The sequence below is a fragment of the Mesorhizobium sp. M0960 genome (genome assembly GCF_040319055.1).
Classification (GTDB): Bacteria; Pseudomonadota; Alphaproteobacteria; order Rhizobiales; family Rhizobiaceae; genus Mesorhizobium.
Map to the genome: position 1 here is coordinate 71,302 of NZ_JAMYNN010000019.1, position 24,301 is coordinate 95,602.

The window sequence follows — 24,301 nt, forward strand, 5'->3', positions numbered from 1 at the left end:
GCAAGCCGCAATTGTGGCTACTACCTAAGGGCTATCATCCCGCGCCATTGGAGCACTTGTGACAACAGGACTTATCAAGCGCATAGAGCTCTTCCTTTCTGGAGAGTTCCCAGGACGAAGCACCCAAACGAGCCCCGGATTGGCTCTTGGGACATTGAAGGGGCCGGTCCGGGAAGATAACCAAGATCGCGGAGTGGTAGCGACTCTCTCAATGCCATCCGGTGAAACATTTCTTATTGCTCTGCTCTGCGACGGAATGGGCGGGATGACGGCGGGAGGTGAGGCGGCGGCCTGTGCCGCTAGTCACTTTCTTGGCCAATTCGTCTCCGGCCCGCGCGGGGGCCCCATAGAACGGACTATATTTGAGGCGGTTTCCGCCGCGAACGGGGAGGTCTTTCGCCGCTTCCGGGGCGGCGGCGGAACCACTCTCACGGCTATCGTCGCGACAGGCATGAAAGACGCTTGGGCGGTTCACGTGGGAGACAGCCGCCTTTATGAATGTGGGATTTCGGAAGGGCTTAACCTTCTCACTCGAGACGATACAATTGGAGGGCAGTTAAGCCCACCTAGTAATGTTGACGAGGATACCCTTGACAACCGATTGCTCCAGTTCGTCGGGATCGGGGCGCCCATCGAGCCGCATATTTTTCGCCTCCCGAAAGGCGTGAGACCAACCTATCTCCTAACATCCGATGGCGCACACAGCATCGGGAAGAAGGCGCTGGATGGGATAGCCAAACGATCCCGCAATCCGGCGGAGTTGGTGCGTAAAATTATCTATGTGGCAGAAGCGATTGGCGTAGAAGACAACTCAACAGCAGTTTCGGTAACGGGGTCTGATGTGATTTGGGCGCCCCCTTTTGGTGACGGGATCGAACTGACGCTATGGGGGCTGGGCGACAAGCTTGTGATGTGGTTGGAGGGACATCAATCACGCCAGCCGGTGGTACCAAAAACGCCCAAAGACAGCAAGTTCGCCGTCACAGCAGAAAAGCCGAAGAGACCACCCCGTGTCCGCCCAAAAGCAGGCAAAAAGGCCGACAGCAGTGTCGCGAAAAAGAACGATGGCGACGTAGGAGTTAAGCCGCAGCTAAACATTGAATTTGGAAGCCAGGACAGCGAAGAATCATGATCAAGCTTCCAAGTCGGTACGCCACCGTCTTGCAGACTCTGTCCGGCGGTGGAATGTCGGATACATTGGTTTGTCGCGACGCAAATCTTCAGCGCAAGGTAGTCGTCAAGTCGCTCAAAGCAGGTATCGAAAAGCACCGCCTGATGGATGAGCTATCTGCGCTTGCAGATATAAGGTCCAAGTACGTTGTGCAGGTGTTGGACGTGTTACGGGATGGAACAGATATTGTTGGGTTCGTTGAGGAATTTATCGAAGGCAGTGATTTGAAGCCCTTGGAAGCTTCGTCAGATGAGGTGAGATGTCTGGGGAGCCTGTATTCGATTATTTCCGGAATTCGCGACATTCATGCCGCCGGCCGAGTGCACCGCGACATAAAGCCGGACAATATGAAGCTCGATATGGCCGGAGTATTGAAGATATTCGACTTCGGGTTAGCTAAGATTCAGAAGAACGCTAAAACAAAGCAGCTGTATTTCACACAGTTTTATACCGCGCCTGAAGTATTTAAGCCGGACAAAGACGGAAATCATAATTTTACCACTGCAGTTGACGTGTACGCATTTGGTGCGACGGCGCTATGGCTGCTCAACGGGGGTAATCTTCCCCCCGAACTGGGCTACGTACCGCCCGCCGTTCCTGCCCTGCCGACGGCCTTTGACACGATACCGCTGAAGGTATCCGCCAGCATAACTGCTTTGCTTAACCGTTGTCTAAGCTGCGATCCGCCTGCCCGGCCGTCTTCCGAAGAGTTGAAACTGGCGATAGGGAAACAGCTCCTTTTTGGCAAGCATCGTATGCTTCTAACCCATGCCGGTGCCGACCATGTGGTGGACGCCACGAAGAAGCAGGTAAAGCTAAGCTCCGGTTCAGATACAGTGACAATAAGTTACAATGGCCTCGATTTTGTTGTTACTAATTTCTCCGGACATGTCCGGCACAACAATAAACAGGTAGTCGTCGGCTATATTCTGCGTGGATCATCCGTTATCGTACTGGGTGATCCGTCATCGCGCGGACGGACATCGATTACAGCCGATATATCCCATCCGGAGGTGATGAATTGAAAGGCCCAATTTCGACAGGGATACCTCCATTGGCCGGACGTTATGCACCGAAGGGCTGGATCGGTGCAGGGGGCATGCAACACGTATATCTTGCATTCGACATTTTGTTTGAACGCAATGTGGCTTTGAAGACGCCCAAAGATGATGCCGGTGCCAAGCGATTCAAACAGTCGGCGGCTGTTAGCGCCAAGGTCAATCATCAAAACGTGGCGAAGACACTTGATTACTTTGAAGAGGGCGGTAGGCCATATCTCGTTGAAGAACTGGTCCCCGATACTGATCTATTTTCGGTAATGAATGGTAAGCTACCATATCTGCCACCCTCCACCTGTGCACGAATTTTCCATCAACTGGCTAAAGGCTTGGCTGCTTCCCATGCGGCCGATGTTGTCCATCGAGATTTGAAGCCCAGCAATATTATGGTTGTCGGAGGGCCGGAGTTTCACGATGTGAAGATCACCGACTTCGGCATCGCGAAAATGGCTGAAGACGAAATCGGACAGTGGGCGGAGGTTGGCGGTGCAACCTCATCCAAGACCGTTCTCGGCGCGATACCTTACATGTCGCCAGAGGCCATCCACGATTTTAGGGTCGCCAAGAAGTCGTCTGACGTATGGGCGATCGCTGCCATTATCTACGAGCTGATGTCCGGCGAGCTTCCTTTCGGAACAGGACTTAAGTCGATACCAAAGATTGTTGAAGCAGCTCCCCCAAAGAAGCCCAGCTTGGTGAACGCGGCGCAGTTCAAAACTCTTGGTGGCCAGATATATGAGATTATTTTGCAGTGCTTGGATAAGGAGGTTGCCAAACGTCCAACTGCCGAGCAGCTAGTCAAGTTATGTGAGGCGCTCTGCTACGGGACATCACATTACAGCTATGGAACAGTGACGGACCTGCCCGGCATCACGGGACGCATCCAAGACGACAAAGGCAAGACCCTGATGTGGCATCCTAAGTGCTTCTATGGGGCGTCGTTGGTAAAAGTCGGCTCCCGCGTCTGGTTTGGGCGGGATTCCGGCCAACCTTGGGATCGCGCTTTTCCGATTGTGAAAGCCCTGGCCAAATAGCCAGCCCATCTCCGGGTAACGACGCGGGCAAAGCGAGACGACTAAAATATACCAAAAAATATGAGCCCTCGACCTCGACAAGTTGAGCGGCGAGATTCCCCTGTGCCCCTCCCGTCGTGATAGGCCTTGGGCTCCGTCGTGAAAGACCGCAAGGCCACGGTGCACTCCCTTCGGCACAACATGAAGGACCGCCTCCGCATTGCGGGAGTGCCGAAGGCCACCCAAGACATGATCCTCGGGCATGCAAGCGGGGGTGTGGGGGAGACCTATGGGAGCGACGAGGCGCGGCTTAGGGTGGCGATGGGTGCCATGACGAAAACGATCAATTAGGCGGTTCACTCGGCCTCGGGACGACGGCGGGGGTATCGCCCGTCAAATCGACAAAGAACGTAAAGTCCCTATAGGCGCCCACGAAAATCCAAACAGCCAGAAAGTTGGCTAGGGAGACGACGCCGAAATAGATTATGTAAACGGCGCCCATATCACTGTGCACGTAGGTTTGGTTCAAGGACATTGCTGTCAGAATGAAATGAAGAATCGGAAAAAGGATGCACAACGCATTGAACAGTATGGCCGTTATCCACGCGTATGTGGAAAATGCTCGTCCGGGCTCATGAAAATCCACTCCCCAAATATTAAATTTCTTCCTAAGTAGTTTCATAGTCAATTCTGTCTGCTTTTCAGCGGCCTGTATAAAATCAGGATCTATAAATGTTGGCTGGGCGTCCCGAATTGCAAATTGGTTTAGAATTGTATCATAAGAAGCCCAGTTAATGAACGCTATGACCACAAATACTGCGGCGATTGCGCCTGTCGCAGTGACTATTTCTAATATGGCCGGAAGATCGGAGGTCGCTATGTCAAAAAATGGCACCTTTAGCGATTTACCGGAAACCAATATCGCAAGCGCAGCATCAATATAAAACAAAGACCGAATCGTTGCATCGCGCTTCTGCTCGGCGACAACCAGTCTCTCAATGAATTTTCCTCGCAGGTTGTTTAGAGTGCCCTGCTTGTCGATCTCTAGTTCGAGGTCGAACGTGGCATAGAGCCGCGTCATCGGCGATAGCCGAATTTTCGTTTTCATATGACCAGACCCCAATGCCGGGGGCGCTATTTCTTCGAGCCGCCGCTCGCCGTGGTCGGTCTTGCTACTGGCTGCTTGGCCCCCGTTGCGCCGTTCTGGACGATGACCTGGGCAGGACGAGTTGTGGAGATGATGGGCTTTTTCATTGCGTTGCTCACTTCGGTTTAGAGGGGTCGACTGGATCAACAACTGTGGGAGGGGGGCTGCCGGGGCGAGTCGCCGGCGGCTTCGACCCTGTTGCTCCGGCTGGGTCCAAAGGCGCCGGCGAGTTCGGCGTAGCCGGGACGGGCTGCATGGGGCCGCTGGAATCGGCCGGCTTGGCTACCGCCTCGATAGCGGCGGCCGGCACGGACCCGCCGGAGCTAGCCGAGGAGTTGGCGGGCAGTTCGGCTTGAGAAGCCCCTATCGCGTCCTCAAAAGCAAAAATGAGAAGGAATACCACGCCGCAGATGAACGCAAGCACACCGCCGCCCGTTAGACGAAATGCCCACGCCCTTACCCAGTTCAAACCCGGTACACTTTTTCCTTCCATTTGGGCGTCTAGGTCGTCCATATCAATCTCGATTGACTTGGCAGCCACCCAATACGAAAGCAAGTTTTGAACAATCGCAACCACGAAAAAGGCCCACGCGATCCATAGCGGCACGATACCAACAGGATTGTGAGCCTTTACAAACGTGGTGAATAGAACAATCGAAAATCCGATGGCGCTGCTGCTAAGTGTTAGGACGGCCCTGTCCAGCGTCCCAAGTTGCTCAATCCGAAGTTTATCGAGACCCTCGCGGTGCTTAAGGTAGTCGTCATATTTGGCGTTTTCTAATGCAGTCTCGATGTCCACGATGATTCCCCGCCGTACAACGGGACGATATCACAATCCACAAACTCGACCTATCGACCTTCCTGCCGGGCTTGTGATGTGCCTGGCGGTGTAGGAACATACTCCTAGGTGGGGCGATTCTCAAAGGAGGTCGCAGTGGTCAGATACAAACATCCTAAACAGCTACCGCAGGCAGATTTGCAGCGGTTCCTAGAGGCAGCCGAAGGGCTACATAAGAGCATCGCGCAGCCGCTGATATCGCCGCAGTGCGATCACTGCAGGTCCATGCAGAGCCTCCATGAGGCGCTTTTGAGGACGGTGCGGGAAGTCACTGGGAAGGAAGTGGCGTTCATCCAGTGGAACGGGATGGGGCCTGTGAAAAAGATCGGAACATGGGTGACCCGCTTATCACCGTGACACGGGATTTGGCGGTCAAGCCTTCCCGGCGAGAGGCATTCGAGATGAAGGACCCTTGCTATTTACCCATACCGTCAAGGGTCCCTTTTGGTATAGCTTCGCGGGAAGGGGATCGCCAACCATGTCTCTTTTTTCTCGCTTGTTTCGATCCAAGGCGCAAAAGGCAGTTGACGCACTTCAGGATGGACTGAACCGTCGTCTGTTGGCGATCCAAGCCGGCCTTGAACTGTTCACAAGGACGAACAAGGCATTCGCGGTGTCTGGCATCGACGAGGGTTCATCGGAGGCCACATCGTTCAAACTTGCTCAAGGGAAACACGGCTACTTCACAAATGCGCTTATTGACGACCTCACAGGTGCGGAGGAACTCATCAAGGCGATGCACCGTGCGCTTGAGTTCAACAATGGGCGCCCAAGTCCCGGCTTTGAGAGAGAAGCGATCGAGGCCGAGCAGGCCCTTGAACGCACTGATGCCAATATTGATCGGCTAGCGGGCGTATGCCGGCAATTGCTCGATGTCGTAGGCGATATTTCCCCAGAACTGGAGAAAGACCGCGCGACTCTCAAAATGCTCCTCGACCATGCAAAGGTTCGCAAGGATGAACTCGATGACACGCTATCTCAAATGGACAAATCGCTGGATGACATGATTGCTCAAGCGGAGGCGGGCACGTTCTCAGACTTCGATCTAGCGCAGAAAGCGTCATCCTTTATGAAGGCAGGGACGGCACTTTCATTGGCAGAGGGCGAGTGGATCGACTTCCTTCAGAGGGCCATGAGAGCCCCTTCGCTTGATCCGTACCGAGCAGAGTTGCCGCGTAAGAAGGCGTGGATGGACGAACGTTTCAAAGTGTATGAAGACGCTAGGGCAGAGTTGCGGGCTATCACCGTAGACGGCGGCGGCGCGGCATAGCGACAATTCAGCGACCGTTTGTGGTGCAGAACCCCCCGCGTGAGATCTCGTGGAGGCTCACACACCCGCGCCCACGCGCACCTGCTGACGAAGGTGCTCGACTTCGGGATGGACCTGCAGGAGGCGATCGATCTGCCGCGGGTCGCCCCCGTCAGCGGCACGATGAAGGTCCAGGCCGAACACGGGCTCGCTCGCGAAACCGTAGCTGAACTTAGCCGGCGCGGTTTCGAAATTATCCCTGCGACGGACCCGATCGGCGGTGCGCAGGCCATCCGCATCGATTGGGCAAACGGGACGCTGCTGGGTGGTTCTGAACCGCGCAAGGACGGCTGCGCCCTCGGTCTTTAGAGCGGTTGTGGCCGGAGCGGAATCCAAGATGCTGAAGGCGTTCTTCATCGCCATTTGGCCGGCGAGCAGGAGCCTCTGGCGCCATGGTCCAGATAATTCTTGCACGCCATCGACAATCCGCTCGGCGCGAGATTGTCGCCCATGTCTAGGTATAAACTGTTACCTATGTCTCCCGGCCGTACAGGGAAAAAATGGTGCCCAGAGGCGGATTCGAACCACCGACACGCGGATTTTCAGTCCGCTGTCGGTGATTGATATTGTTCAGATTTTAGGCCGAATGTCGCGTTTGTGTCGCGTCAAGCCAAAACCGCCCGCTCGGCCTGAACTCGTTGCCCTGTTCAGCGCCCAAACGCGCGTGCCGTGGTGCCGACAGTCATTCAGATGGATGATGGTATGGTTCGGCACTCATAGTAAGCACTGATCCCCAGGCAATTTAGAGACTTTCTGAGGTCCATGTTCCCTATGGGCGCAAGCGGCGCGACGACGGAGGTGTTGGCGCAGGCGGCGGGGTCGGCGTCGTCGAGGCTCGCACGCCTGGAAGCCACGACGACCGACGTCGACCAACGGGCAACCGTGGGGCGCTCGATCGATCAGGAGATGGCACGGGCGACGAGCCAGTTCGACAGCGACAGGCGTGTCAACCAGCCGCAAGCGCAGGCGATCGAGAAGCAATTGCAAGTTCTCAAGTCAACCGGCAACGCTGTCGCGGCTCAACAGGCGGGACTGCACGCCATGGAAAGGCAGTCTTCCACCGCATCGCATCTCCTCCAAAGCTTTTTGCGGCGTCAGCAGGATGCCAGCGAGCGGGGTCAACTCGGCCAGGCGGATGCCAGAGTGTTTACGCTCGCCACACCGCCGGAGCGGGCGAGCTCGCTTCATCCGATCTTTCTGCTTCCTGTTCGGGAGATCCCTACATGATTATCGAGTTGTTCGGTCCGCCTGGTGCAGGCAAGACGACCCTTCTCCGCGCCCTTTGCCGTGAGCTGGCGAAACACGACATCCGTGTGAAGACAGTCAATGGCTATCGCCGGATTGATTTTGTGTCTGTCGGCAGCGAAGTCGATTCGGTCGAGGATGAAAGCCCGGAGACACGCCATGGTATCCAGCGTCTGGTGCACAAGCTCGCCACCGCGAGTCCGGTCTTGTTCTCGACCCCGCCGAGCGAGGGGGCCGCTGCGCGGCTTTTGGCATCGATCCCTCCAAAAAGCCGAATATGGGCGTTGCGTCTGAAGATCGACGTCGTTTTGCTCTTCGAAGCCTGGAATACGGCGAAGGCCTCAGAAGGGTACTTCATTTTCGAAGAGGGCATCGTTCAGGCGTTGTGTGCGCTCGTCCTGTTGGGACGAAATCCAAGTATCGACATGGTTCGTAATTGCCTGACGTTCCTGCCGCGACCGGATCTCCTCATTCAAGTCGACGCGCCCGGGGAAACGCTGCGCCACCGCCTCATTGAGCGGTATGCGCGGCAGCCGTACCTCGAGCGCCTTCTCGAAGTCGGAGTGGTCAGGGGCCTGAAGCAAGCGGATATCGCGAGGGAGATCGGCCAATGCCTGCAAGACAAATGGCCGCTGATGCGTGTCGACGGCCTCGACCCACGCAATTTCGAACAGGTCGTCGCGCGCATCGTGGGGCACGGATTGCCCGCGACGGCATGCGTCGGGCCAGACTAGAGGCGCGAGTTGCATGGTGTTCACGGTGAGATCGTTCGTTGGCATTCGCAGATTTCTGCGGGCGCAGCGGCGACCGTTCGGGAGCGTCCATGAGAACCCTGCACCCGCTCGTCGGGATTACCGAGCAAGCCACCAGACGGCTGGGTACGGTGCCCATTACTCCGACACGTACCGGTCCGGCTACTATGCAGCTCTGTGGTCGGGTATCGAAAAGCCTTTGGTCGAACGTATTCTCCTGCCTGTCGGCGGGCCGAACCGGAAATGCCTGGACTTCGCATGCGGCACAGGCCGCATAGCAAATATCGCAGCTCCATTTTTTGGTGAAGTCGTCGGCGTTGACATCTCCCAATCTATGCTGGCTAGCGCACGGGTTCCGAAGAACGTGAAATTGGTCCGCGCTGATCTTACGTTCTCTCCGCTTGCCGAAAGGTTCGACGTGGTCACGGCATTCAGATTCTTCCTCAATGCTGAAGATGAGCTCAGGAAGGATGCACTGTCGGCCATCAGCGCGCATTTGAACGAAGGTGGATTGCTAATCTCGAATATCCACATGAATGCGACCTCCCCAATAGGGCTGGTCTGCCGCATTCTGAACCGTTATGCAGGAGGGACAGTCCGCCACACTTTGAGCATTAAAGGATACGAGCAGACGCTCATTGCAAATGGCTTTATTGTCGAGCGGATAGTTGGGTACGGTTTTTTGCCGCGACCCGGGAAATTGCTGCCAAGACTGTGCGAAATATTGATGGTGCCGTTTGAAAGGATCTGCGCAAGTGCCAGGATTCCGGCGGAGCTTGCGCAGAATTTCCTGGTGGTTGCCAGAAAGCGGTAAAGCCGGCGGGCACATGAAATTTGAAACCGAGCATTTGCCATGAGGCTGGTCTTTGTTGAAGCTCATGTCGCGTTCATGTCGCGTGGAGTTGCCGACAGTCGCAGGAAACCCTTGAAACTCAACGGTAACAGTTCGCAACACGGCGCGACATGAAATGCCGTAAGTCGCCAAGCTGGCGACACCGCAAGCCATTGACTTTATATGAGGAAGTAGTGGTGCCCAGAGGCGGATTCGAACCACCGACACGCGGATTTTCAGTCCGCTGCTCTACCAACTGAGCTATCTGGGCCTGCTCCGGCGGGCGGCAATCTGCACACCGGGTTCATGAAAGCGCCGTCGGCACCCCTTGAAAGCGCGTGGGTTATAGCACGGGAATTCGGCCTGTCCAGCGCTTAGAGCATGATCCCGAAAAGTGGAATCCGGTTTTCGGAAAAGATCATGCTCAAACAAAAAGCATGATCCCGAAAAGTGGAATCCGGTTTTCGGAAAAGATCATGCTCAGGCAAAACGCCAGAACCTGTTCCATCCGACTCTACCCGGATGGAACAGCTTCTGGACATTGAGTTCAGGCGGGAAGCGACAGGCAGTCGGCAAGGCCGATCATCGGTCACAATCGCGGCCGCGAAACCGTCCCGAGCTTGTGGAAAACTGCAGGCGGACGGCGCTATTTCTGGTGGTCGTCGTCGTCCTCGTCGTCGCGGCCCGGGATGACGTAGACGCCCTTCAGCCAGCGGTTGAGGTCGATGTCCTTGCAGCGCTTCGAGCAGAACGGGTAGGTTTCGCGCGCCGATGGCTTGCCGCATTCGGGGCAGGGCCGCTTGGGTCGCAGCGGCGTGACCTTGTCGTCCGGGCTCATATCCGCGCACCCGCCAGCCAGTTGACGTGCACCTTGAAGCCTTCGCCGCTCAGCAGCGCCACTGTCTCGTAGAGCGGCAGGCCGACGACGTTGGTGTAGGAGCCGACGAGCTTGACGACGAAGGCGCCGGCAAGCCCCTGGACGGCATAGCCGCCGGCCTTGCCGCGCCATTCTCCCGACGCGATATAGGCGTCGATCTCCTCGCGCGGCAGCCGCTTGAAGCGCACCCTGGTCTCGACCAGCCGCAAGCGCTGCTTGCCGCCCGGCGTGATCAGGCAGATGCCGGAATAGACCCGGTGCGAACGGCCGGACAGCAGCCCGAGGCAGTTGGCGGCATCGTCGAGCGTCTCGGCCTTGGGCAGGATGCGCCGCCCGACGGCAACCACCGTGTCGGCGGCCAGCACGAAGCTCGGCAGGTAGTCCGTCTCGGTTTTCAGCGAGACCAGCGCCTTCTCGGCCTTCTGCGTCGCTAGCCGCTTGGCCAGCGACCGCGGATGCTCGGCACGCAGCGGCGTCTCGTCGACATCGGCCGGCAGCACGCGATCCGGCTCGATGCCGGCCTGCTGCAACAGCTCGATCCGGCGCGGCGAACCCGAGGCAAGCACGAGCTTCTGCAAAATGCCCATCGCGATCCCGGCCGGGTCCTTGAACTTACTTGAAGCGGTAGGTGATGCGGCCCTTGGTCAGGTCGTAGGGCGTCATCTCGACCAGGACCTTGTCGCCGGTCAAAACGCGGATGCGATTCTTGCGCATGCGGCCGGCCGTATGGGCGATGATTTCATGTTCGTTTTCGAGCTTGACCCTGAACATCGCGTTGGGCAGCAATTCCGTCACGACACCCGGAAACTCGAGGACTTCTTCCTTCGGCATTCGATACCTTTGCTTGGATGGGTACTTCCAGCGCCCCGGCCGGAAAGTTGCGCGGAACCTATATGATAAACGTCCGCTTGTGAACACGCTTAATCCGCGGCGTTTTCAGCCTCGTTGCCGAGAAAACGGCGGCCGATCCGCGCCTTCAGCCGCTCGCGCACGTCGCGATAGGCAGCCATGATCTGTTCGCGCGTGCCGCTGACGCCGGTCGGGTCGGGCATCGGCCAATATTCGACTTCGACGGCCAGCGAGCGGGTGAGTTCGAGCGCGGTGTGGTGGGCTTCCGGCGCCAGCGTCACGATCAGATCGAAATAATCGTCTTCGAGGTCGTCCATCGTTCTCGGGTGCCGTTCGCCGAGCGACAGCCCCTCTTCGGCCAGCACGGCATCGACGAACGGATCGCGTTCGCCGCCGCGCACCCCGGCCGAGGCGACGAAAGTGGTAGGCGGGAGCACCTTGCGCGCCAGCAATTCGGCCATCGGCGAGCGCACGGCGTTCATGCCGCAAACAAACAGGATCGAGCGGGGCAGGATCGAGCGGGGCAGCGGGGCGGCCAGTTTAACCTCGCCAGTGCAGCACGCAAACCAGCGTGAACAGCCGGCGCGCCGTGTCGAAATCGATGTCGATCTTGCCGGCAAGCCGGTCCATCAGCGTCTGCGAGCCTTCATTGTGCAGGCCGCGCCGGCCCATGTCGATCGCCTCGATATGGCTGGGCGTCGCGGTGCGGATGGCGTCGTAATAGCTTTCACAGATCATGTAGTAATCCTTGACGATGCGCCTAAGCGGCGTCAGCGACAGGATATGGGTGACCACGGCTGCGCCGTCCTCGCGCGCCACCGCGAACACCAGCCGGGATTCGGCCAGCGACAGTTTCAGTCGGTATGGCCCGGCACCGTCGTCATTGACCGGCTGGAAACGGTTCTCCTCGATCAGGTCGAAGATCGCCACCGCCCGCTCATGCTCGACATCGGGCGTCGATCGGCCGATCGTCTCGTCGAGCTCGACATCGATCAGCCTGGCGCGGGTTTCGTCGTAGTCGGACATTTCTACATGTTCAGCCGGATGGCGACGGAGCGTCCATGCGCATCGAGTCCTTCCGCCTTGGCCAGCGTGATCGCCGCCGGCGCCAGCGCCCGCAACTGTTCCGGCCCGAGCTTCAGGATCGAGGTACGCTTGACGAAATCGAGCACCGAAAGCCCGGACGAAAAGCGCGCCGAGCGCGCCGTCGGCAGCACGTGGTTGGAGCCGGCGACATAGTCGCCGATGGCCTCCGGCGTATGCCGGCCGAGAAACACCGCACCGGCATTGCGCATCCGCGCCAGGAAAGGCTCTGGGTCGTCGATGGCAAGCTCGACATGTTCGGCCGCGATGCGGTCGACCAGCGGCAGTGCTGCCTCGATCGTCGGCACCAGGACTATGGCGCCGAAATCGCGCCAACTCGCCGCCGCCGTCGCGGCGCGCGGCAGGTTCTGCAATTGGCGTTCAACCGCCTGTTCGACCGCGTCGCCGAAGGCAGGGTCGTTGGTGATCAGGATCGATTGCGACGACACGTCGTGCTCGGCCTGGGCCAGCAGGTCGGCTGCGATCCAGTCGGGGTCGTTGCTGCCGTCGGCGACGACCAGCACTTCCGAAGGCCCGGCGATCATGTCGATGCCGACCGTGCCGAACACCTGGCGTTTGGCCGCCGCGACATAGGCATTGCCGGGGCCGACGATCTTGGCGACGGGCTTTATCGTCTCGGTGCCATAGGCAAGGGCTGCGATCGCCTGGGCGCCGCCGACGCGGTAGATTTCGGAAACGCCGGCAAGGTCGGCCGCGACCAGCACCAGCGGCGGCACGTCGCCGCCGGAGGCTGGCACCACCATGGCAATGCGCTCGACGCCGGCGACCTTGGCCGGCACGGCGTTCATCAGCACCGAGCTCGGATAGCTCGCCGTGCCGCCCGGCACATAGAGCCCGACGGCCTCGATCGCCGTCCAGCGCGAGCCGAGCTCGACGCCGGCGGCGTCGGTATAGCGATCGTCTTTAGGCAGCTGCCGCTGGTGATGGGAGCGGATGCGCTCGCGGGCGAATTTCAGCGCCTCGACCGTCTGCGGATCGGCTGCATCGTAAGCCTTGGCAATGTCATCCTTGGACACCGCAATGCCGAGCCTTGTCAGGTCGCCGCCGCCGAATTTCTGCGTGTAGGCGACGAGCGCCGCGTCGCCGTCGGCGCGCACCTTGGCGATGATCTCGCGCACCACGGCGTCGACGTCGGCCGAGACTTCCCGCTTGGTCAGCAGGAACGCGGCAAAGCGCTGCTCGAAATCGGCGTCGGACTGGCGAAGCGTGATGGCCATCGGCTCAGACCCTGTGGACCGGGCGCGACGTCGCTTCCCAGGCACCGCCGACATCGGCAAGCCGCGCCTCGATGCATTCGACATCGAGCATGATGGCGCCGCCTCCCGCAAAGATCAGCTCGACGATGCCGGCCGGCTTGTCTAGCGCGAGAAAGCTGATCGCCAGCAGCGACAGCACCTCGTCCGGTTTGTCGCGGGCAATGCCGCTGGTCTTGGCGGCGAGCACCCGGTCGAAATGCAGCACCGCTTGCCGCCGCTCATTGTGCTGGCGCAAGAAGCCCGATTTCGCCTCCCAGACGAAGCGGTTCATGGTCAGCACGAAGCGCTTGACCGAAGGCAGGTATTCGAGATCGCTGACCTTCATCACGGCATCCTGGACATGCGCCGAGATGATGCTCAGATCCTGATCGTCGAGCGCGACAAGCTTAAGGCCATTCATGCGGAATTCGCACCTGCGAAGGTTTACATTTGGCCTTCTGTTAGGCGGTCTTGGCGATCCGCGCAACCGGACCGCAAGCCTTGCGGAAAGGCTTTAGCCCGAAATGCGCTCGATCTCCGCGCCGCAGCCGGACAGCTTTTCTTCCAGCCGCTCGAAGCCGCGGTCGAGATGATAGACGCGGTTGACCGTGGTCTCGCCTTCTGCCGCAAGGCCGGCGATGACCAGCGACACCGAGGCGCGAAGGTCGGTTGCCATGACAGGCGCGCCCTTCAGCTTCGCCACGCCGTCGACGATCGCCGTCTGGCCGGACAGCGTGATGTGGGCGCCGAGCCGGGCGAGCTCCTGGACGTGCATGAAGCGGTTTTCGAAGATCGTCTCGGTGATGCGCGACTTACCCTTGGCGATCGTCATCAGGCCCATGAACTGCGCCTGCAGATCGGTCGGGAACGCCGGGAACGGCGCCGTCGTCACGTCGACCGGCGAAATGCCGGCGCCGTTGCGCCTGACGCGGATGCCGGAATTGGTCTGCGTGATCTCAGCACCGGTCTGCGAAATGATGTCCAGCGCCGTCTGCAACAAGTCGGGCCGCGCGCCTTCCAGCACGACGTCGCCGCCGGTCATCGCCACCGCCATCGCATAGGTGCCGGTCTCGATACGGTCGGGGATCACCCTGACGCGGGCGCCCGACAGCGCCTCGACGCCGTCGATGGTGATGGTCGCGGTGCCAGCGCCGGAGATCTTCGCACCCATGGCGTTGAGGCATTCGGCAAGGTTGACGATCTCGGGCTCGCGGGCGGCGTTTTCGAGCACCGTTTCGCCCTTTGCCAGCGAGGCCGCCATCATCAACACATGGGTGGCGCCGACCGAGACTTTCGGGAACACATAGCGGTTGCCGACCAGCCGGCCGTTCCTGGTCTTGGCGATGACATAGCCGGTGTCGACGTCGATATCGGCGCCCAATGCCTGCAGGCCTTCGAGGAAGAGGTCGACCGGGCGCGTGCCGATGGCGCAGCCGCCGGGCAGCGATACCTTGGCCTCGCCCATGCGGGCCAGCAGCGGCCCGATCACCCAGAACGACGCCCGCATCTTCGACACCAGTTCGTAAGGCGCCGTCGTGTCGACGATGTTGCGGGCGGAGAAATTGATGGTGCGCGAATAGCCCTCATGCTGCTTTTCGCGGCGGCCATTGACCGAATAGTCGACGCCGTGATTGCCGAGGATGCGGATGAGCTGCTCGACGTCGGCCAGATGCGGCACGTTTTCCAGCGTCAGCGTGTCGTCGGTCAAAAGCGCGGCGATCATCAGCGGCAGCGCGGCGTTTTTCGCGCCCGAGATCGGGATGCTTCCGGCAAGCTTGTTGCCGCCGACAATTCTGATGCGATCCATGAAAGAGCGTCCCCTCGGCCGAAAAGCCGGTTTAAATCGGTTGAGTCAGTTGCGGCCCATCTAGACCATTGGCCGGCTTGGTTCAAGAAACAGGCTATTTCCCCGCGTTGGCCCACGACACCTTGGCCAAAATACCGGCGACCAACATAGCCGATTCGCGTTAATCCTTCTGCTTTGCCGCCTGCAGCCCGTCCGGCCGCTGGTCGGCCCCGCCGGTTCGCCGTGAGCGCAATTGCGCCTTGCGCTTCTGCAGATTGGCACGCAACTGCTCGGCCAGCCGGTCCTTGCGGCCAGCCTTTTTTGGTAGACCATCCTTGTTCGGAGAAATTGTCTTATCGTTCATCGTCCCGTCCCCGGCCGGCGACCCGCCGGTGCGTATCAAGGGATAGCCAACATTGTGGCACGGCCATGTCCGCAACGATCGCCTAGTGCGGCCTTTCAACCCGTCTTTGTCTTGGCCTTGCGCTTGCCGGTTCGATATGGCAGAAGCCCCGCCATCGGCGGCTGCGGTAGCTCAGTGGTAGAGCACTCCCTTGGTAAGGGAGAGGTCGAGAGTTCAATCCTCTCTCGCAGCACCAGATCGTTTTCGCTAGCGCACCTTCCAAGGCCGCTTGACCTGCTCGATGATGATTGTGCACGGTTGGCGAGGTTGCCGAAAAATAGGCGCCCCGCGACCTGCCGAGTGCCACGCGCGCAGGCTTGTCAAAAATGATCGTCTTGCACGCTCACCTCCCGAGTCTCGAACGCGACTCAATCCTCTGTGATGTGATAGCTTACCGCCATGTCGGATCATATTCTGCCTGGCCAGAAGCAGCCCAAGCTGATCGTCGTCGTGGCGTTCGATCGTGGCGAGGACGGCGAACTGTTTCCCACCTTTGGTCCGGCTGATCAGCAAAGCGAGGAACGCGCCATCCGCACCGCTAAGACGCTCGCAGGGAAGCACGTTGGCGTAATCGCATGGAGCCGTGACGCGAACCCGGCGCTTGGTGACTACGGCCCGCCGACCGTGCTATTCACCAGCGGTGACGTGCCGGATATGGAGTAAATTCAGTCGGGGTCTATCTCACGGTGCTCGATGGGACGTGCTTTACAAGGACGATGAGCCTTTTTGCTCGATTCATCCTCGCCCTTTCAGTCTGCTTGATCTGTCTGCCTTTGGAATCCAAAGCGGCTCCAGGCTCCACAGCATCCCGCGATGTGCAGGAGGCCGAGGCGTGCAGTCCTCTAAACAAAGCCAACGAAAGAGTATTAAGGACGCCCGCCATTCAGGTTACGGACCACTTAATTAGGTATGGTGACCAACCTGGGTTTCTGCATCAAGAAGAGATCTACATAGGCGATATGGTATACTCACGACGCCAGCCTTTTGGGCGCTGGATCGCGACGGCACGTCCTCCGGGCAGCGACTTGAATCCGGACGGGACGCCGATAAACCGAACTTGCAGCCGCGTCGGTGAAGAGAAGTTGGACGGCATAAATACCGTGGTCATCAGATATGATAAAATGATCAACGACCAACACCAGTCGTACCGCTGCACCACTTGGCTTGAAACTCCAAAATACAGACCCCTAAAGATGGTGTGTAAAGGACCCTTTGAGTGGACAAGATATTGGTTCTACCGGACCGACATTAAGCCGCCGATGCCACCACCGAAGTGAGCGCCTCTCGCCGTTTCACCTCTCAAGTTCCGTTCATGCCGCATCATCGCATCCGCGATGACCTCGCGGTGGCGTGTATAGATGCCGGGGCTCGACACAATTGATGCAGGCGTGCCGAAGACGCACGGTTGATCGTTCCAAGCGATTGTGGCGGGACGGTCCATGTGCCAATTAATTGCGGTACACTGACGTGCCCGATTTGGAGAGCCTCATTTGAAATGCGCCGGCAAATTGATCGTCGCAACAGCACTGCTGATTGCTGGCTGTCAAAGCGATGGTAGAACCCAGTTTGAAGCAGGCAGAGCGAAACTGCAGAGTCCGGAACAGAGGCGCGCTGCAATTCAGCACTGCCTCAAAGGCGTAACATCGAAAAAGAGATGGGTTCGAGGACGACCTCCTCCCGGAGGCGTGAAGTGGTGCACCGACTTTGTCAATGCTTGGGCCACCGGCCGCTGGACCTATAACGACTATCGCAACGGAACTCCGAAGACCGGCTATGACTACAGAAGAGACAAGATCGTGAAACTTCCCGCCCCATGAAGGCCTGGACCGTCGTTGTCAGGCCTCGCTGGAAATATGAGCCCCGAGCGGGAAATGGACGGCTATGCAGGTCAGGCGAACCCAATCCGATGGCGTTGGGGTCAAAACCCACCACGCTGAACGACCCGAGTTCGACCCAGGGCAGACATTCACAGCTCGTTGACCGACTGTCTGCAACAGGTGGAGAGCGGAAGTACCACCCCGGGAAATGTCGCCTCAGTCGAGGCTGGCCGGCGACGAGAACGGCTGCTTGGGGTCGACCACGAAGATGGCCAGCTCATCGAGATCGGTTGTGCCGGCGCTGAACACCTCCATCGGCGTGTTGGCCCCGTGTCCGATCATGGCTGTGCCAGCTTCAGCATAGGTCACTCCGTGGGGCGTCCTCTGGCCGACCTTGCCGGCCAGCACATAGAAGGCCTCCGGTCCCGGATGCGTATGGATCTTCGTCTTGACGCCGGGCGCTCCACCGGCGCGGTTGACGCGCAGCAAATACTCGCTTGCACTGATCGGAGGGATCGGTCCGATCTCGATGACCTTGGTTCCGCCGGTTGTCGAGCCATCCTTCGGTCCAAGCGTGAACAGCCAGACCTTGCCTGCGATCTCCGCCGCAAGCGAGGTCGGGCCCGCCGCGCTTTGGGCCTGCGCCAGCGTTGGCAGATTATCCAGCCGCCAGTACAACGGTCCGGAGGGCAGTTCCGTCACCTTTTTCTCAACCACCGGCTCGACGGCGAATTTGCTGTCTGCGGGCATTGAGACTGACGTCATCAGCCCGAAAGCACACACCGAGAATATAAGCAGGCTAATACGGCGGGCGCTGAGGGAATGCGGCTTCATGGTTGGTCCTCCCTTTTCATGGTCGCCCCCTCGACCCAATATTAGCTATTAGCATATGTACCGCCTTACGGCGCGGACCAATTTCGGGCCACCCTAGTGCGCCTGCCGCCAAAGAAGACTGTTCATGATGCCAAACCGTCTCGGGAGAGTTTTCAAGTATTGGAACTAGGTCGTCGCGGTGGCATTGGCTGCGATGACGAGTGCCAGCAGCGAAACGCGTGGCTCCTCCGCGTCGTCAAATGGGTAGCCGGCCCCGTTTATGGTTCGAAGCGGTCTTGCCCCCAGGCTACTGTGTCTGACGTGAGTCCAACGGTCCAGCCGTCCAAAATCGGTCCGCGCATGGTAGCCAGAGCCGTTCAGGCGGGCGCTCGAAAATGTCTGAGATGCCAAGGTCGGCGCACAGCTCCGCTCGCATGCGCCATGATGCGTGCGGGGAAAGGCTTCTGGTCTGCCCCTGCTGCAGGCGGCTTAGCAAAGCTTGCAGCCGGGAACAACCACTCAACGACTCGCGTTTCTTGCCAGGGCCCGCTTCTTTTGCAACAGGGCGGCGGGCGTCGAAGGCTCGCAAATGTCGCGCCGGCGTTTCAATAGCACTCGCCTCAGCCCTCACGATTTGGCTATTTGTGAACGCGTGTTTGATCAGGTTTGCGCAGATGAACACATTGACCTTTTAAGCCTGGATGCCGAAGCCTTAGCGGTGATGATTGTCGCAATCTTCCGAAACTTGACTACCAATGAGCGCGAACTGCTGGAGGAAGTTAGGTCTCTTCGTCGCTCAAAAGGCAGAGAGAAGGCGCACTAGCTTTGCGGCGTTCCGAGGTGAATTGGTCTAATCCCGCTTTGGCACAGCCGTTTGGCATCTGAATTGCCCATTGAGAATCGCCAGAGTGTAGCCACCGAGCTTGCGAAGGGGATGGAAATGGGCTTAGCCAAAGACTTATCGGATGTCGCGCTCACATTCGAATGTCCGGATTGCTCGCATCCGGCGGTAAGAAAGGGCTCTGCACTCAGAACAATCGCGCACTTCAAATGCGACGGGTGCAACGCAAAGGTGCGGATCACCTATCCGCAGAAGCTAGCGATTTTTGAAAAGCACAGGCTATTGGCCGCAGGCGACCGCCGCCAGCGAGGCCAGGAACACTACGGTGCCCGCAACATCGATCGGGCCGATGCGGCCGAAGTGGCTTCGCGACCTCTGCCGCGTGCAGCGACGCGTGCTTAAGCCTTCCTCATCCGCGCGGCCTTCGCCCTTTTTACGCATGTTGACCGTGAGAATGCCGTCCATCGGAATAATTCGGGCGAAGGGCTCGTTTGTTCCTTAGACGATGCTAAAATATAGCAAAGTGTCCGAATGTCACTTCATGAAGCCCGCCAGACAGGCTGCGGCTTGCTCTGGCCTAACCTCGAAGGGAACCAGGGATGAAAACGGCTGTTTCAACCTCTTTGACAAGACGAAGTGTTGTTGCCGCGCTGGCGCTGGCCGCCGCGTCGACGGCGGTATTGCCCGCCGACAACGCACTCGCCCAGGCCAAGAAAACCACAGCTGACAAAAGTCTGTATGAGCGGCTGGGGGGCGTATTCGCCATCGCAGCGGTGATCGATCATTTCAGCGACGCCGTCGTGAAGAACCCGATCGTCGGCAAGAAGTCGAAGAACCCACAATTGCGCAAATGGCACACCAAGAACCTTGAAAGGTTGCCCGGCCTCAAGTTCATGCGCACGCTGTGGGTCTGCGACGTTTCTGGCGGGCCCTTCAAGTTCGTCGCCACCAAGCCCGGCACGACGCCGCTCGGCCTCGAGGAGGCGCATCGCGACCTGCGGATTTCCCCCGCGGAATTCGATGAGGTCGCAGCGGAACTCGGGCGGACCCTGGATCATTTCAAAATTCCGAAGCCTGAGAAAACCGAAGTCTTGGAAGCTTTCGCCGCCCACAAAGACGAGGTCACCGCCGGCAACGTCAAGCGGGGCTGAAGCGCTTATATCGTGCGGGCGGATGCATTCGCATGGCGCCAGCGTCGCCCTGAATGCAGCGCGGCCCTGACCTCGAGGTCAGAGGGGCCTCGGGACATCGTCGACCCACCTCTACGAACCTTGCAGCTCAAGGTGAGAACGCGGAATTTTCGACAGACGCCAGGGAAGGTTCGGCCTGGACCTCCTCCGTCACGACTTCGAAGCGGGTAAGCCGCGAAAAACCGAAACTGGTTGAGATGGCGACGTCGGTCGCGTCGCGCCCGGTTGCCATCAATATCCGCCCGATGCGCGGGCGGTTGTGGCGAGGATCGAATGTGAACCAGGTGCCGGCGAGATAGGCCTGGAACCAGGCGCTGAAATCCATCGGATACGGCGCCGGCGGTACCCCGATGTCACCGAGATAGCCGGTGCAGTACCGCGCGGGAATATTCATGCAACGGCATAGCGCGATCGCCAAATGGGTAAAGTCCCGACAAACGCCGGCCTGGTCGGTGAAGCTGTCGTGAGCCGTCCGCAGCGGGTCGGCTTTCTGGTAGTCGAAGACGATGTGATTGTGAACGAAATCGCAGATCGCCTGGACACGCGCGCATCCAGGCGCGGTATTGCCGAATTTCGCCCAGGCAAAATCTCCAAGACGATCGGTATCGCAGTAGCGGCTGCCGAGAAGAAAGACGAGCACTTCGTCCGGCAGGTCCTTGATCTTGTGCTGCACAGCCTGCTCGGCGACCGCATCGGGCTCGCCGCTATCGTAGATATCGAAGGTGGTTGAGATCGTCGTCAGGCCCGAGGGCGCCTCGATCCTCGTGCAGGCGTTGCCGAAACCGTCGACGTAGCCGCGTGCTTCGACGGGACGATCGAAATCGATGACCTGTTCCGTCAACAGATCGACCCGGCGCGATGGATGGATTTCGAGCGCCAACAGCATCGGCGTTGGCTGCGGACATTCGTAGGTGAGGGTGTAACCTGCGCGGATCCGCATCGACGCTCCGATTGTTGTCATTCAGCAACCGGGCAAACTCCGCGTCGGCCAAACAGTTCCGGGAAAACATCAGCGGATGCTAATTTTCCTACGCACCGATCTCCTTCGCCACATTCACCTCGACGGTCATTGCAAGAAAGCTCGACGCGCTTCCCGAATAACTCCCGGAAAGCGGAATGGCTTGACGAGGATGCCGGGCCACGGCCACCCTGATCAAATCCCGATTGCCGACAATGCCATTGGTGGGGTCGAACTCGACCCAGCCGGCACCCGGCAGGTAGACCTGGCACCAGGCATGCGTCGACCCGCCGCCAAGAACCGTCGCGCTGTCGCGGCTCGGCACATAGACGTAACCAGTCACAAAACGGGCGGCAAAGCCGAGCGAACGAACCGCCTCCATCATGAACAGCGCAAAGTCCCGGCATGTGCCGCGACGCAGGTGCAACGTCATCAGCGGCGGCTGCGTCCCTGGCTCGCTTCGACGGGAATACACAAAGCTCTCGTGGATGGCATAGCAAAGCGTCATCAACAGATTGCCGGTCCCGGTGTGCCCTGCGGCACTGAGGAACTGTCGTGCCCACTTGCCAACCTCGTCACTGTCATCCTCGTATTGACGTTCCATCGTCTGGGAGAGATCTGCGGCTTCGTCGGGATCGTAGGAAAACGGATAGTGAAGCGCAGCTTCGTCGATACGGAAATCGGGCGCATGCTGCGGCGTGTGGTCCAGCCGAATGTCTGTCGCAAAGCGCAGTTCTTTCGCGGGGTTCTCGAAATCGATCACCGCCACGCAGTTTCCGAAAACGTCATGGATCCAGCAAACCTCTTTCGGCTCGGGATCGACAGACAAGGCGTGGTCCAGGAGTCTTTGATCGAAGCTGTCGCGCGGTCTGAACATCAGCCGATGCTCGCCGAACCTCACCGGCCGGCTATAGCGATAGACCGTCGTATGCTGGACTGAGAAGATCGGCATCAGTTTTGGTCGACAAGTTTACCTGCGATGTTGGCGCAATCATATAATCTTTTCCACGCTCATTCGATGGTTCCTACTCGGAACCTGCGCGAACTGTTTCCGCTCTGATCGACCCTTCCGGCAGCGGCCGCATGAGTTCAGCCTCGGACTTCGTCAGATGGATCCATGCCGCCCAGTCCGATGGCGGGAGCACAACCACTTGCCGATTGTGATATGGCGCCACGTCCGGCCCCGGATCGGTCGTCAGCATCGTGAACGTCGGCGGCTTGTTGCCGACACCCTCGCGCCAAAGCCCGGCAATCGCCATGAACGAATGGCCATTCAGCGTGAACTTGTGCTTGGCTTTCGGATATTTCGTTCCCGTGAATTCGAAGAATGCCGACGCCGGGACGAGGCAGCGTTTGCTGTTGCCGAATTGTCGACCCTCCGAGCGAAAGTTGAATACAGGTCCGCCTTTTGGTCCGGCCGGAGGAAAGCCGAACGTCATCGACGCCAGTTCGATTGTGTTGCCGGCAGCCCGCATTACAGGCGCGGGGTCGTTGATGTGGATGTCATCCGCCTGCGGCAGGTCCAGTTCGGTTTGATGGCTGGGAATATTGAGCGCCAGCAAAGCCATCATCCGGCAGTACTCGGCCCAGGCGATGTGCTGCTCGTAGTCATTGCACATTAAATGGCTCCGGACGCTCGATCGAGATCAGTTTCAATATAGCGTTTTCGGTTCGCGCCGATTGCTGCCGGACTTGCCCTATTTGGGCCGGCGTGCGGCGGCGATGGCCTGCAACAGATTGATGCTGTTCATGTCGGGTTCGCTGGATGCGGCAACGGCAAGTGCGGCGGCCTCGGCTATTGTCGCGACGTCGTCGCTGCTGATTGTTCCGCGCTTTTCCAGCAGATTTATAAGTTCGACAACGAGAAGAAAGGCGTTCACGCCATATCGTTCGGCTTTGAGCTCGAACTCGCCTCGAGCCAATCTCTCCGCGTCTCCTTCAGCCCGTTTGTCCATCTCGGCGTCCTCTCCTATGGCGACAAGCTGTGAACGCTTAGCACGAATGGTTTAATCCTTCGAACTGGCCACACCTTTCGCCAGTTGCCGATTGCCCGAGCTTGGCACCGTGTCGCCGGCGGCAAGGGCACGGCTTCAGCCAAGGATGAGACCTGCCAATAGAACCGTAAGGATAAGGGACAGCACGACGGCAAGCAGCCCGCATGCCTCCAAGGTGTTGGTTTGCCAAACTTTCGTCGGGCGCCTCCGGTTTGAATTCCCGTTTCGCGAAACAAACTTCATCGGGCACCAGATTGGACGCGGAGCCGGCTTGAATTTGTGTAAGCGCTCGTCTTCATCTGTCCGGAACGGCAGATGCGCCGCGGCATCTCCACGGAACTCCGAAGCACTGCCTGCGCGGCGCCGGCCTGCTTTTCATCGACGCGGGCCATCACCAGAACGACACCCTCTGCGATCTTCGGCTTGCCCGGCTTCTGGGCAAAATTGGCGAAGGTTCCGAGAAGCCCGCCGCCAAAGCCGCCCCACGCCGCACCGACCAGAGCCATGCCGGTCATCCCCGCGGGATCAATGCCCTGAGCTCCAAAAGCGCTAAAACCGGCCAGCAGACCAGCCGTCGCGCCAAGTGCGGCCCCTGCGCCCGCACCCCGCCAGAGACCGCTCATCTCATCGTCGTAATATCCAGCAACGCTGATCGGTTCATCGTTGTCATTGTAAGATCCGACCACGCTGATCTGCCGGCGACGAATCCCGCCGGCCTGAAGCCTGGCAACAGCACGTGCTGCCTGGGCATGGGAATCGAACAGTCGGCTGATCGTTTGCATTTGCGCCCAAACCCGACGCTCGTTCGGAACGTCGGGCTTCTCCTCTCTGGCTTGAACTCTTCCGCCCAGACGCATCTTGGTCGCGCCAAAGCTCACTACAACGTGAGCCAGCCGGCTACGTTCCTCAGCCGGGGCTTCGGTCCATTCCTGGAGCGTCTTGCTTGGGACCTAAGTCTGACCAGCTTGGGTGTGCTGAGGCCATGCCGACCGGGCCGCCGGCTCGAAGAGAGGGCTCAGATGTGCTATCGCAGACCCAAAAAGCTCAAAATAGCGATTACGATCACGAT

General features: G+C 59.0%; 28 protein-coding genes and 2 tRNA genes. 11 read left to right on the forward strand and 19 right to left on the reverse strand.

The window, feature by feature from the left end; genetic code table 11:
- Positions 1-601 precede the first annotated feature (601 nt).
- Genes NKH63_RS25905 through NKH63_RS25915 form a run of 3 tightly spaced genes read left to right on the forward strand, consistent with a single transcriptional unit; the run spans position 602 to position 3,263 of the window.
- Complete coding sequence (locus NKH63_RS25905; RefSeq protein WP_352919200.1) at positions 602-1,132, forward strand: hypothetical protein; 531 nt, start codon at positions 602-604, stop codon at positions 1,130-1,132.
- Positions 1,129-2,196, forward strand: coding sequence for a serine/threonine-protein kinase (locus NKH63_RS25910; protein WP_352919203.1), 1,068 nt, complete (start codon positions 1,129-1,131; stop codon positions 2,194-2,196). Before NKH63_RS25905 ends, NKH63_RS25910 begins: the two co-directional genes overlap by 4 nt.
- Before the next feature lie 29 nt (positions 2,197-2,225).
- Positions 2,226-3,263, forward strand: coding sequence for a serine/threonine-protein kinase (locus NKH63_RS25915; protein WP_352919206.1), 1,038 nt, complete (start codon positions 2,226-2,228; stop codon positions 3,261-3,263).
- A gap of 322 nt (positions 3,264-3,585) precedes the next feature.
- Here NKH63_RS25915 and NKH63_RS25920 read toward each other — a convergent pair whose 3' ends face one another.
- Positions 3,586-4,350 carry a hypothetical protein gene (locus NKH63_RS25920; protein WP_352919209.1) on the reverse strand — a complete coding sequence of 255 codons (765 nt, stop codon included), beginning with the start codon at positions 4,348-4,350 and terminating at the stop codon, positions 3,586-3,588.
- A 154-nt stretch (positions 4,351-4,504) separates the two neighbouring features.
- Entirely contained in the window at positions 4,505-5,188 is a 684-nt protein-coding gene (locus NKH63_RS25925; protein ID WP_352919212.1) for a hypothetical protein, read from the reverse strand.
- Between the two features lie 517 nt (positions 5,189-5,705).
- On the opposite strand from NKH63_RS25925, the gene NKH63_RS25930 reads away from it, so the two are divergent.
- The 5 genes from NKH63_RS25930 (at position 5,706) to NKH63_RS25950 (ending at position 9,347) form a co-directional block, all read left to right on the forward strand.
- The gene (locus tag NKH63_RS25930) at positions 5,706-6,497 is read left to right on the forward strand and encodes a hypothetical protein (protein ID WP_352919215.1); all 792 of its coding nucleotides are present in this window, start codon (positions 5,706-5,708) and stop codon (positions 6,495-6,497) included.
- Between the two features lie 39 nt (positions 6,498-6,536).
- Positions 6,537-6,845: a gamma-glutamyltransferase gene (locus NKH63_RS25935; protein ID WP_352919217.1), complete on the forward strand. Its 309-nt coding sequence runs from the start codon at positions 6,537-6,539 to the stop codon at positions 6,843-6,845.
- Between the two features lie 462 nt (positions 6,846-7,307).
- Positions 7,308-7,763, forward strand: a complete 456-nt coding sequence (locus NKH63_RS25940) for a hypothetical protein (protein ID WP_352791676.1) — start codon at positions 7,308-7,310, stop codon at positions 7,761-7,763.
- Positions 7,760-8,515 carry an AAA family ATPase gene (locus NKH63_RS25945; protein ID WP_023719449.1) on the forward strand — a complete coding sequence of 252 codons (756 nt, stop codon included), beginning with the start codon at positions 7,760-7,762 and terminating at the stop codon, positions 8,513-8,515. The genes NKH63_RS25940 and NKH63_RS25945 overlap by 4 nt, the downstream gene beginning before the upstream one ends.
- 217 nt (positions 8,516-8,732) lie before the next feature.
- Complete coding sequence (locus NKH63_RS25950) at positions 8,733-9,347, forward strand: class I SAM-dependent DNA methyltransferase (protein WP_352482429.1); 615 nt, start codon at positions 8,733-8,735, stop codon at positions 9,345-9,347.
- A 213-nt stretch (positions 9,348-9,560) separates the two neighbouring features.
- Here the strand turns inward: NKH63_RS25950 and NKH63_RS25955 are convergent.
- From NKH63_RS25955 to NKH63_RS26000, 10 genes are all read right to left on the reverse strand, one after another.
- Positions 9,561-9,636, reverse strand: a tRNA-Phe gene (locus NKH63_RS25955).
- Positions 9,637-10,011: 375 nt separating this feature from the next.
- Positions 10,012-10,203 carry a DNA gyrase inhibitor YacG gene (yacG, locus tag NKH63_RS25960; protein ID WP_023719447.1) on the reverse strand — a complete coding sequence of 64 codons (192 nt, stop codon included), beginning with the start codon at positions 10,201-10,203 and terminating at the stop codon, positions 10,012-10,014.
- Positions 10,200-10,829 (reverse strand): Maf-like protein, encoded by a 630-nt coding sequence (locus NKH63_RS25965; RefSeq protein ID WP_023719446.1) that lies wholly within the window; start codon positions 10,827-10,829, stop codon positions 10,200-10,202. Before NKH63_RS25965 ends, yacG begins: the two co-directional genes overlap by 4 nt.
- 25 nt (positions 10,830-10,854) lie before the next feature.
- The gene (gene infA / locus NKH63_RS25970) at positions 10,855-11,073 is read right to left on the reverse strand and encodes a translation initiation factor IF-1 (protein WP_006200926.1); all 219 of its coding nucleotides are present in this window, start codon (positions 11,071-11,073) and stop codon (positions 10,855-10,857) included.
- An 89-nt stretch (positions 11,074-11,162) separates the two neighbouring features.
- Entirely contained in the window at positions 11,163-11,573 is a 411-nt protein-coding gene (locus tag NKH63_RS25975) for an arsenate-mycothiol transferase ArsC (RefSeq protein ID WP_023719445.1), read from the reverse strand.
- Positions 11,574-11,631: 58 nt separating this feature from the next.
- Positions 11,632-12,117: a UPF0262 family protein gene (locus NKH63_RS25980; protein WP_023719444.1), complete on the reverse strand. Its 486-nt coding sequence runs from the start codon at positions 12,115-12,117 to the stop codon at positions 11,632-11,634.
- A gap of 2 nt (positions 12,118-12,119) precedes the next feature.
- Positions 12,120-13,412: a histidinol dehydrogenase gene (hisD, locus tag NKH63_RS25985; RefSeq protein ID WP_023719443.1), complete on the reverse strand. Its 1,293-nt coding sequence runs from the start codon at positions 13,410-13,412 to the stop codon at positions 12,120-12,122.
- Between the two features lie 4 nt (positions 13,413-13,416).
- A complete protein-coding gene (locus tag NKH63_RS25990) occupies positions 13,417-13,851 on the reverse strand; it encodes a DUF2948 family protein (RefSeq protein ID WP_352482425.1) in 435 nt (144 codons plus the stop codon).
- A 93-nt stretch (positions 13,852-13,944) separates the two neighbouring features.
- Entirely contained in the window at positions 13,945-15,237 is a 1,293-nt protein-coding gene (gene murA, locus NKH63_RS25995) for a UDP-N-acetylglucosamine 1-carboxyvinyltransferase (RefSeq protein WP_352919219.1), read from the reverse strand.
- A 160-nt stretch (positions 15,238-15,397) separates the two neighbouring features.
- Positions 15,398-15,580: a hypothetical protein gene (locus NKH63_RS26000; RefSeq protein WP_352493808.1), complete on the reverse strand. Its 183-nt coding sequence runs from the start codon at positions 15,578-15,580 to the stop codon at positions 15,398-15,400.
- Positions 15,581-15,740: 160 nt separating this feature from the next.
- Here NKH63_RS26000 and NKH63_RS26005 point away from each other — a divergent pair.
- Positions 15,741-15,815, forward strand: a tRNA-Thr gene (locus tag NKH63_RS26005).
- Positions 15,816-16,018: 203 nt separating this feature from the next.
- Complete coding sequence (locus tag NKH63_RS26010; RefSeq protein WP_023719439.1) at positions 16,019-16,282, forward strand: hypothetical protein; 264 nt, start codon at positions 16,019-16,021, stop codon at positions 16,280-16,282.
- A gap of 1,370 nt (positions 16,283-17,652) precedes the next feature.
- On the opposite strand, the gene NKH63_RS26015 is transcribed toward NKH63_RS26010, so the two are convergent.
- Both NKH63_RS26015 and NKH63_RS26020 read right to left on the reverse strand, forming a co-directional pair.
- Positions 17,653-18,270: a cupin domain-containing protein gene (locus NKH63_RS26015; protein ID WP_352919222.1), complete on the reverse strand. Its 618-nt coding sequence runs from the start codon at positions 18,268-18,270 to the stop codon at positions 17,653-17,655.
- A 1,099-nt stretch (positions 18,271-19,369) separates the two neighbouring features.
- Complete coding sequence (locus tag NKH63_RS26020; protein ID WP_352482421.1) at positions 19,370-19,555, reverse strand: hypothetical protein; 186 nt, start codon at positions 19,553-19,555, stop codon at positions 19,370-19,372.
- A 134-nt stretch (positions 19,556-19,689) separates the two neighbouring features.
- Here NKH63_RS26020 and NKH63_RS26025 point away from each other — a divergent pair, with 134 nt between their 5' ends.
- Entirely contained in the window at positions 19,690-20,241 is a 552-nt protein-coding gene (locus tag NKH63_RS26025; protein WP_352547877.1) for a group I truncated hemoglobin, read from the forward strand.
- Between the two features lie 127 nt (positions 20,242-20,368).
- Here NKH63_RS26025 and NKH63_RS26030 read toward each other — a convergent pair whose 3' ends face one another.
- The 5 genes from NKH63_RS26030 to NKH63_RS26050 all read right to left on the reverse strand — a co-directional run bounded on the left by NKH63_RS26030 (position 20,369) and on the right by NKH63_RS26050 (position 24,110).
- On the reverse strand, positions 20,369-21,220 hold the full coding sequence (locus tag NKH63_RS26030) for a transglutaminase-like domain-containing protein (RefSeq protein ID WP_352547875.1): 852 nt from the start codon (positions 21,218-21,220) through the stop codon (positions 20,369-20,371).
- Positions 21,221-21,308: 88 nt separating this feature from the next.
- Positions 21,309-22,190, reverse strand: coding sequence for a transglutaminase family protein (locus tag NKH63_RS26035; protein ID WP_352919225.1), 882 nt, complete (start codon positions 22,188-22,190; stop codon positions 21,309-21,311).
- Positions 22,191-22,263: 73 nt separating this feature from the next.
- Positions 22,264-22,857 (reverse strand): SOS response-associated peptidase, encoded by a 594-nt coding sequence (locus NKH63_RS26040; protein ID WP_352493814.1) that lies wholly within the window; start codon positions 22,855-22,857, stop codon positions 22,264-22,266.
- Positions 22,858-22,935: 78 nt separating this feature from the next.
- Positions 22,936-23,193, reverse strand: a complete 258-nt coding sequence (locus NKH63_RS26045; RefSeq protein ID WP_352493815.1) for a hypothetical protein — start codon at positions 23,191-23,193, stop codon at positions 22,936-22,938.
- Between the two features lie 278 nt (positions 23,194-23,471).
- A complete protein-coding gene (locus NKH63_RS26050) occupies positions 23,472-24,110 on the reverse strand; it encodes a hypothetical protein (RefSeq protein ID WP_352919228.1) in 639 nt (212 codons plus the stop codon).
- Between the last annotated feature and the right edge of the window lie 191 nt (positions 24,111-24,301).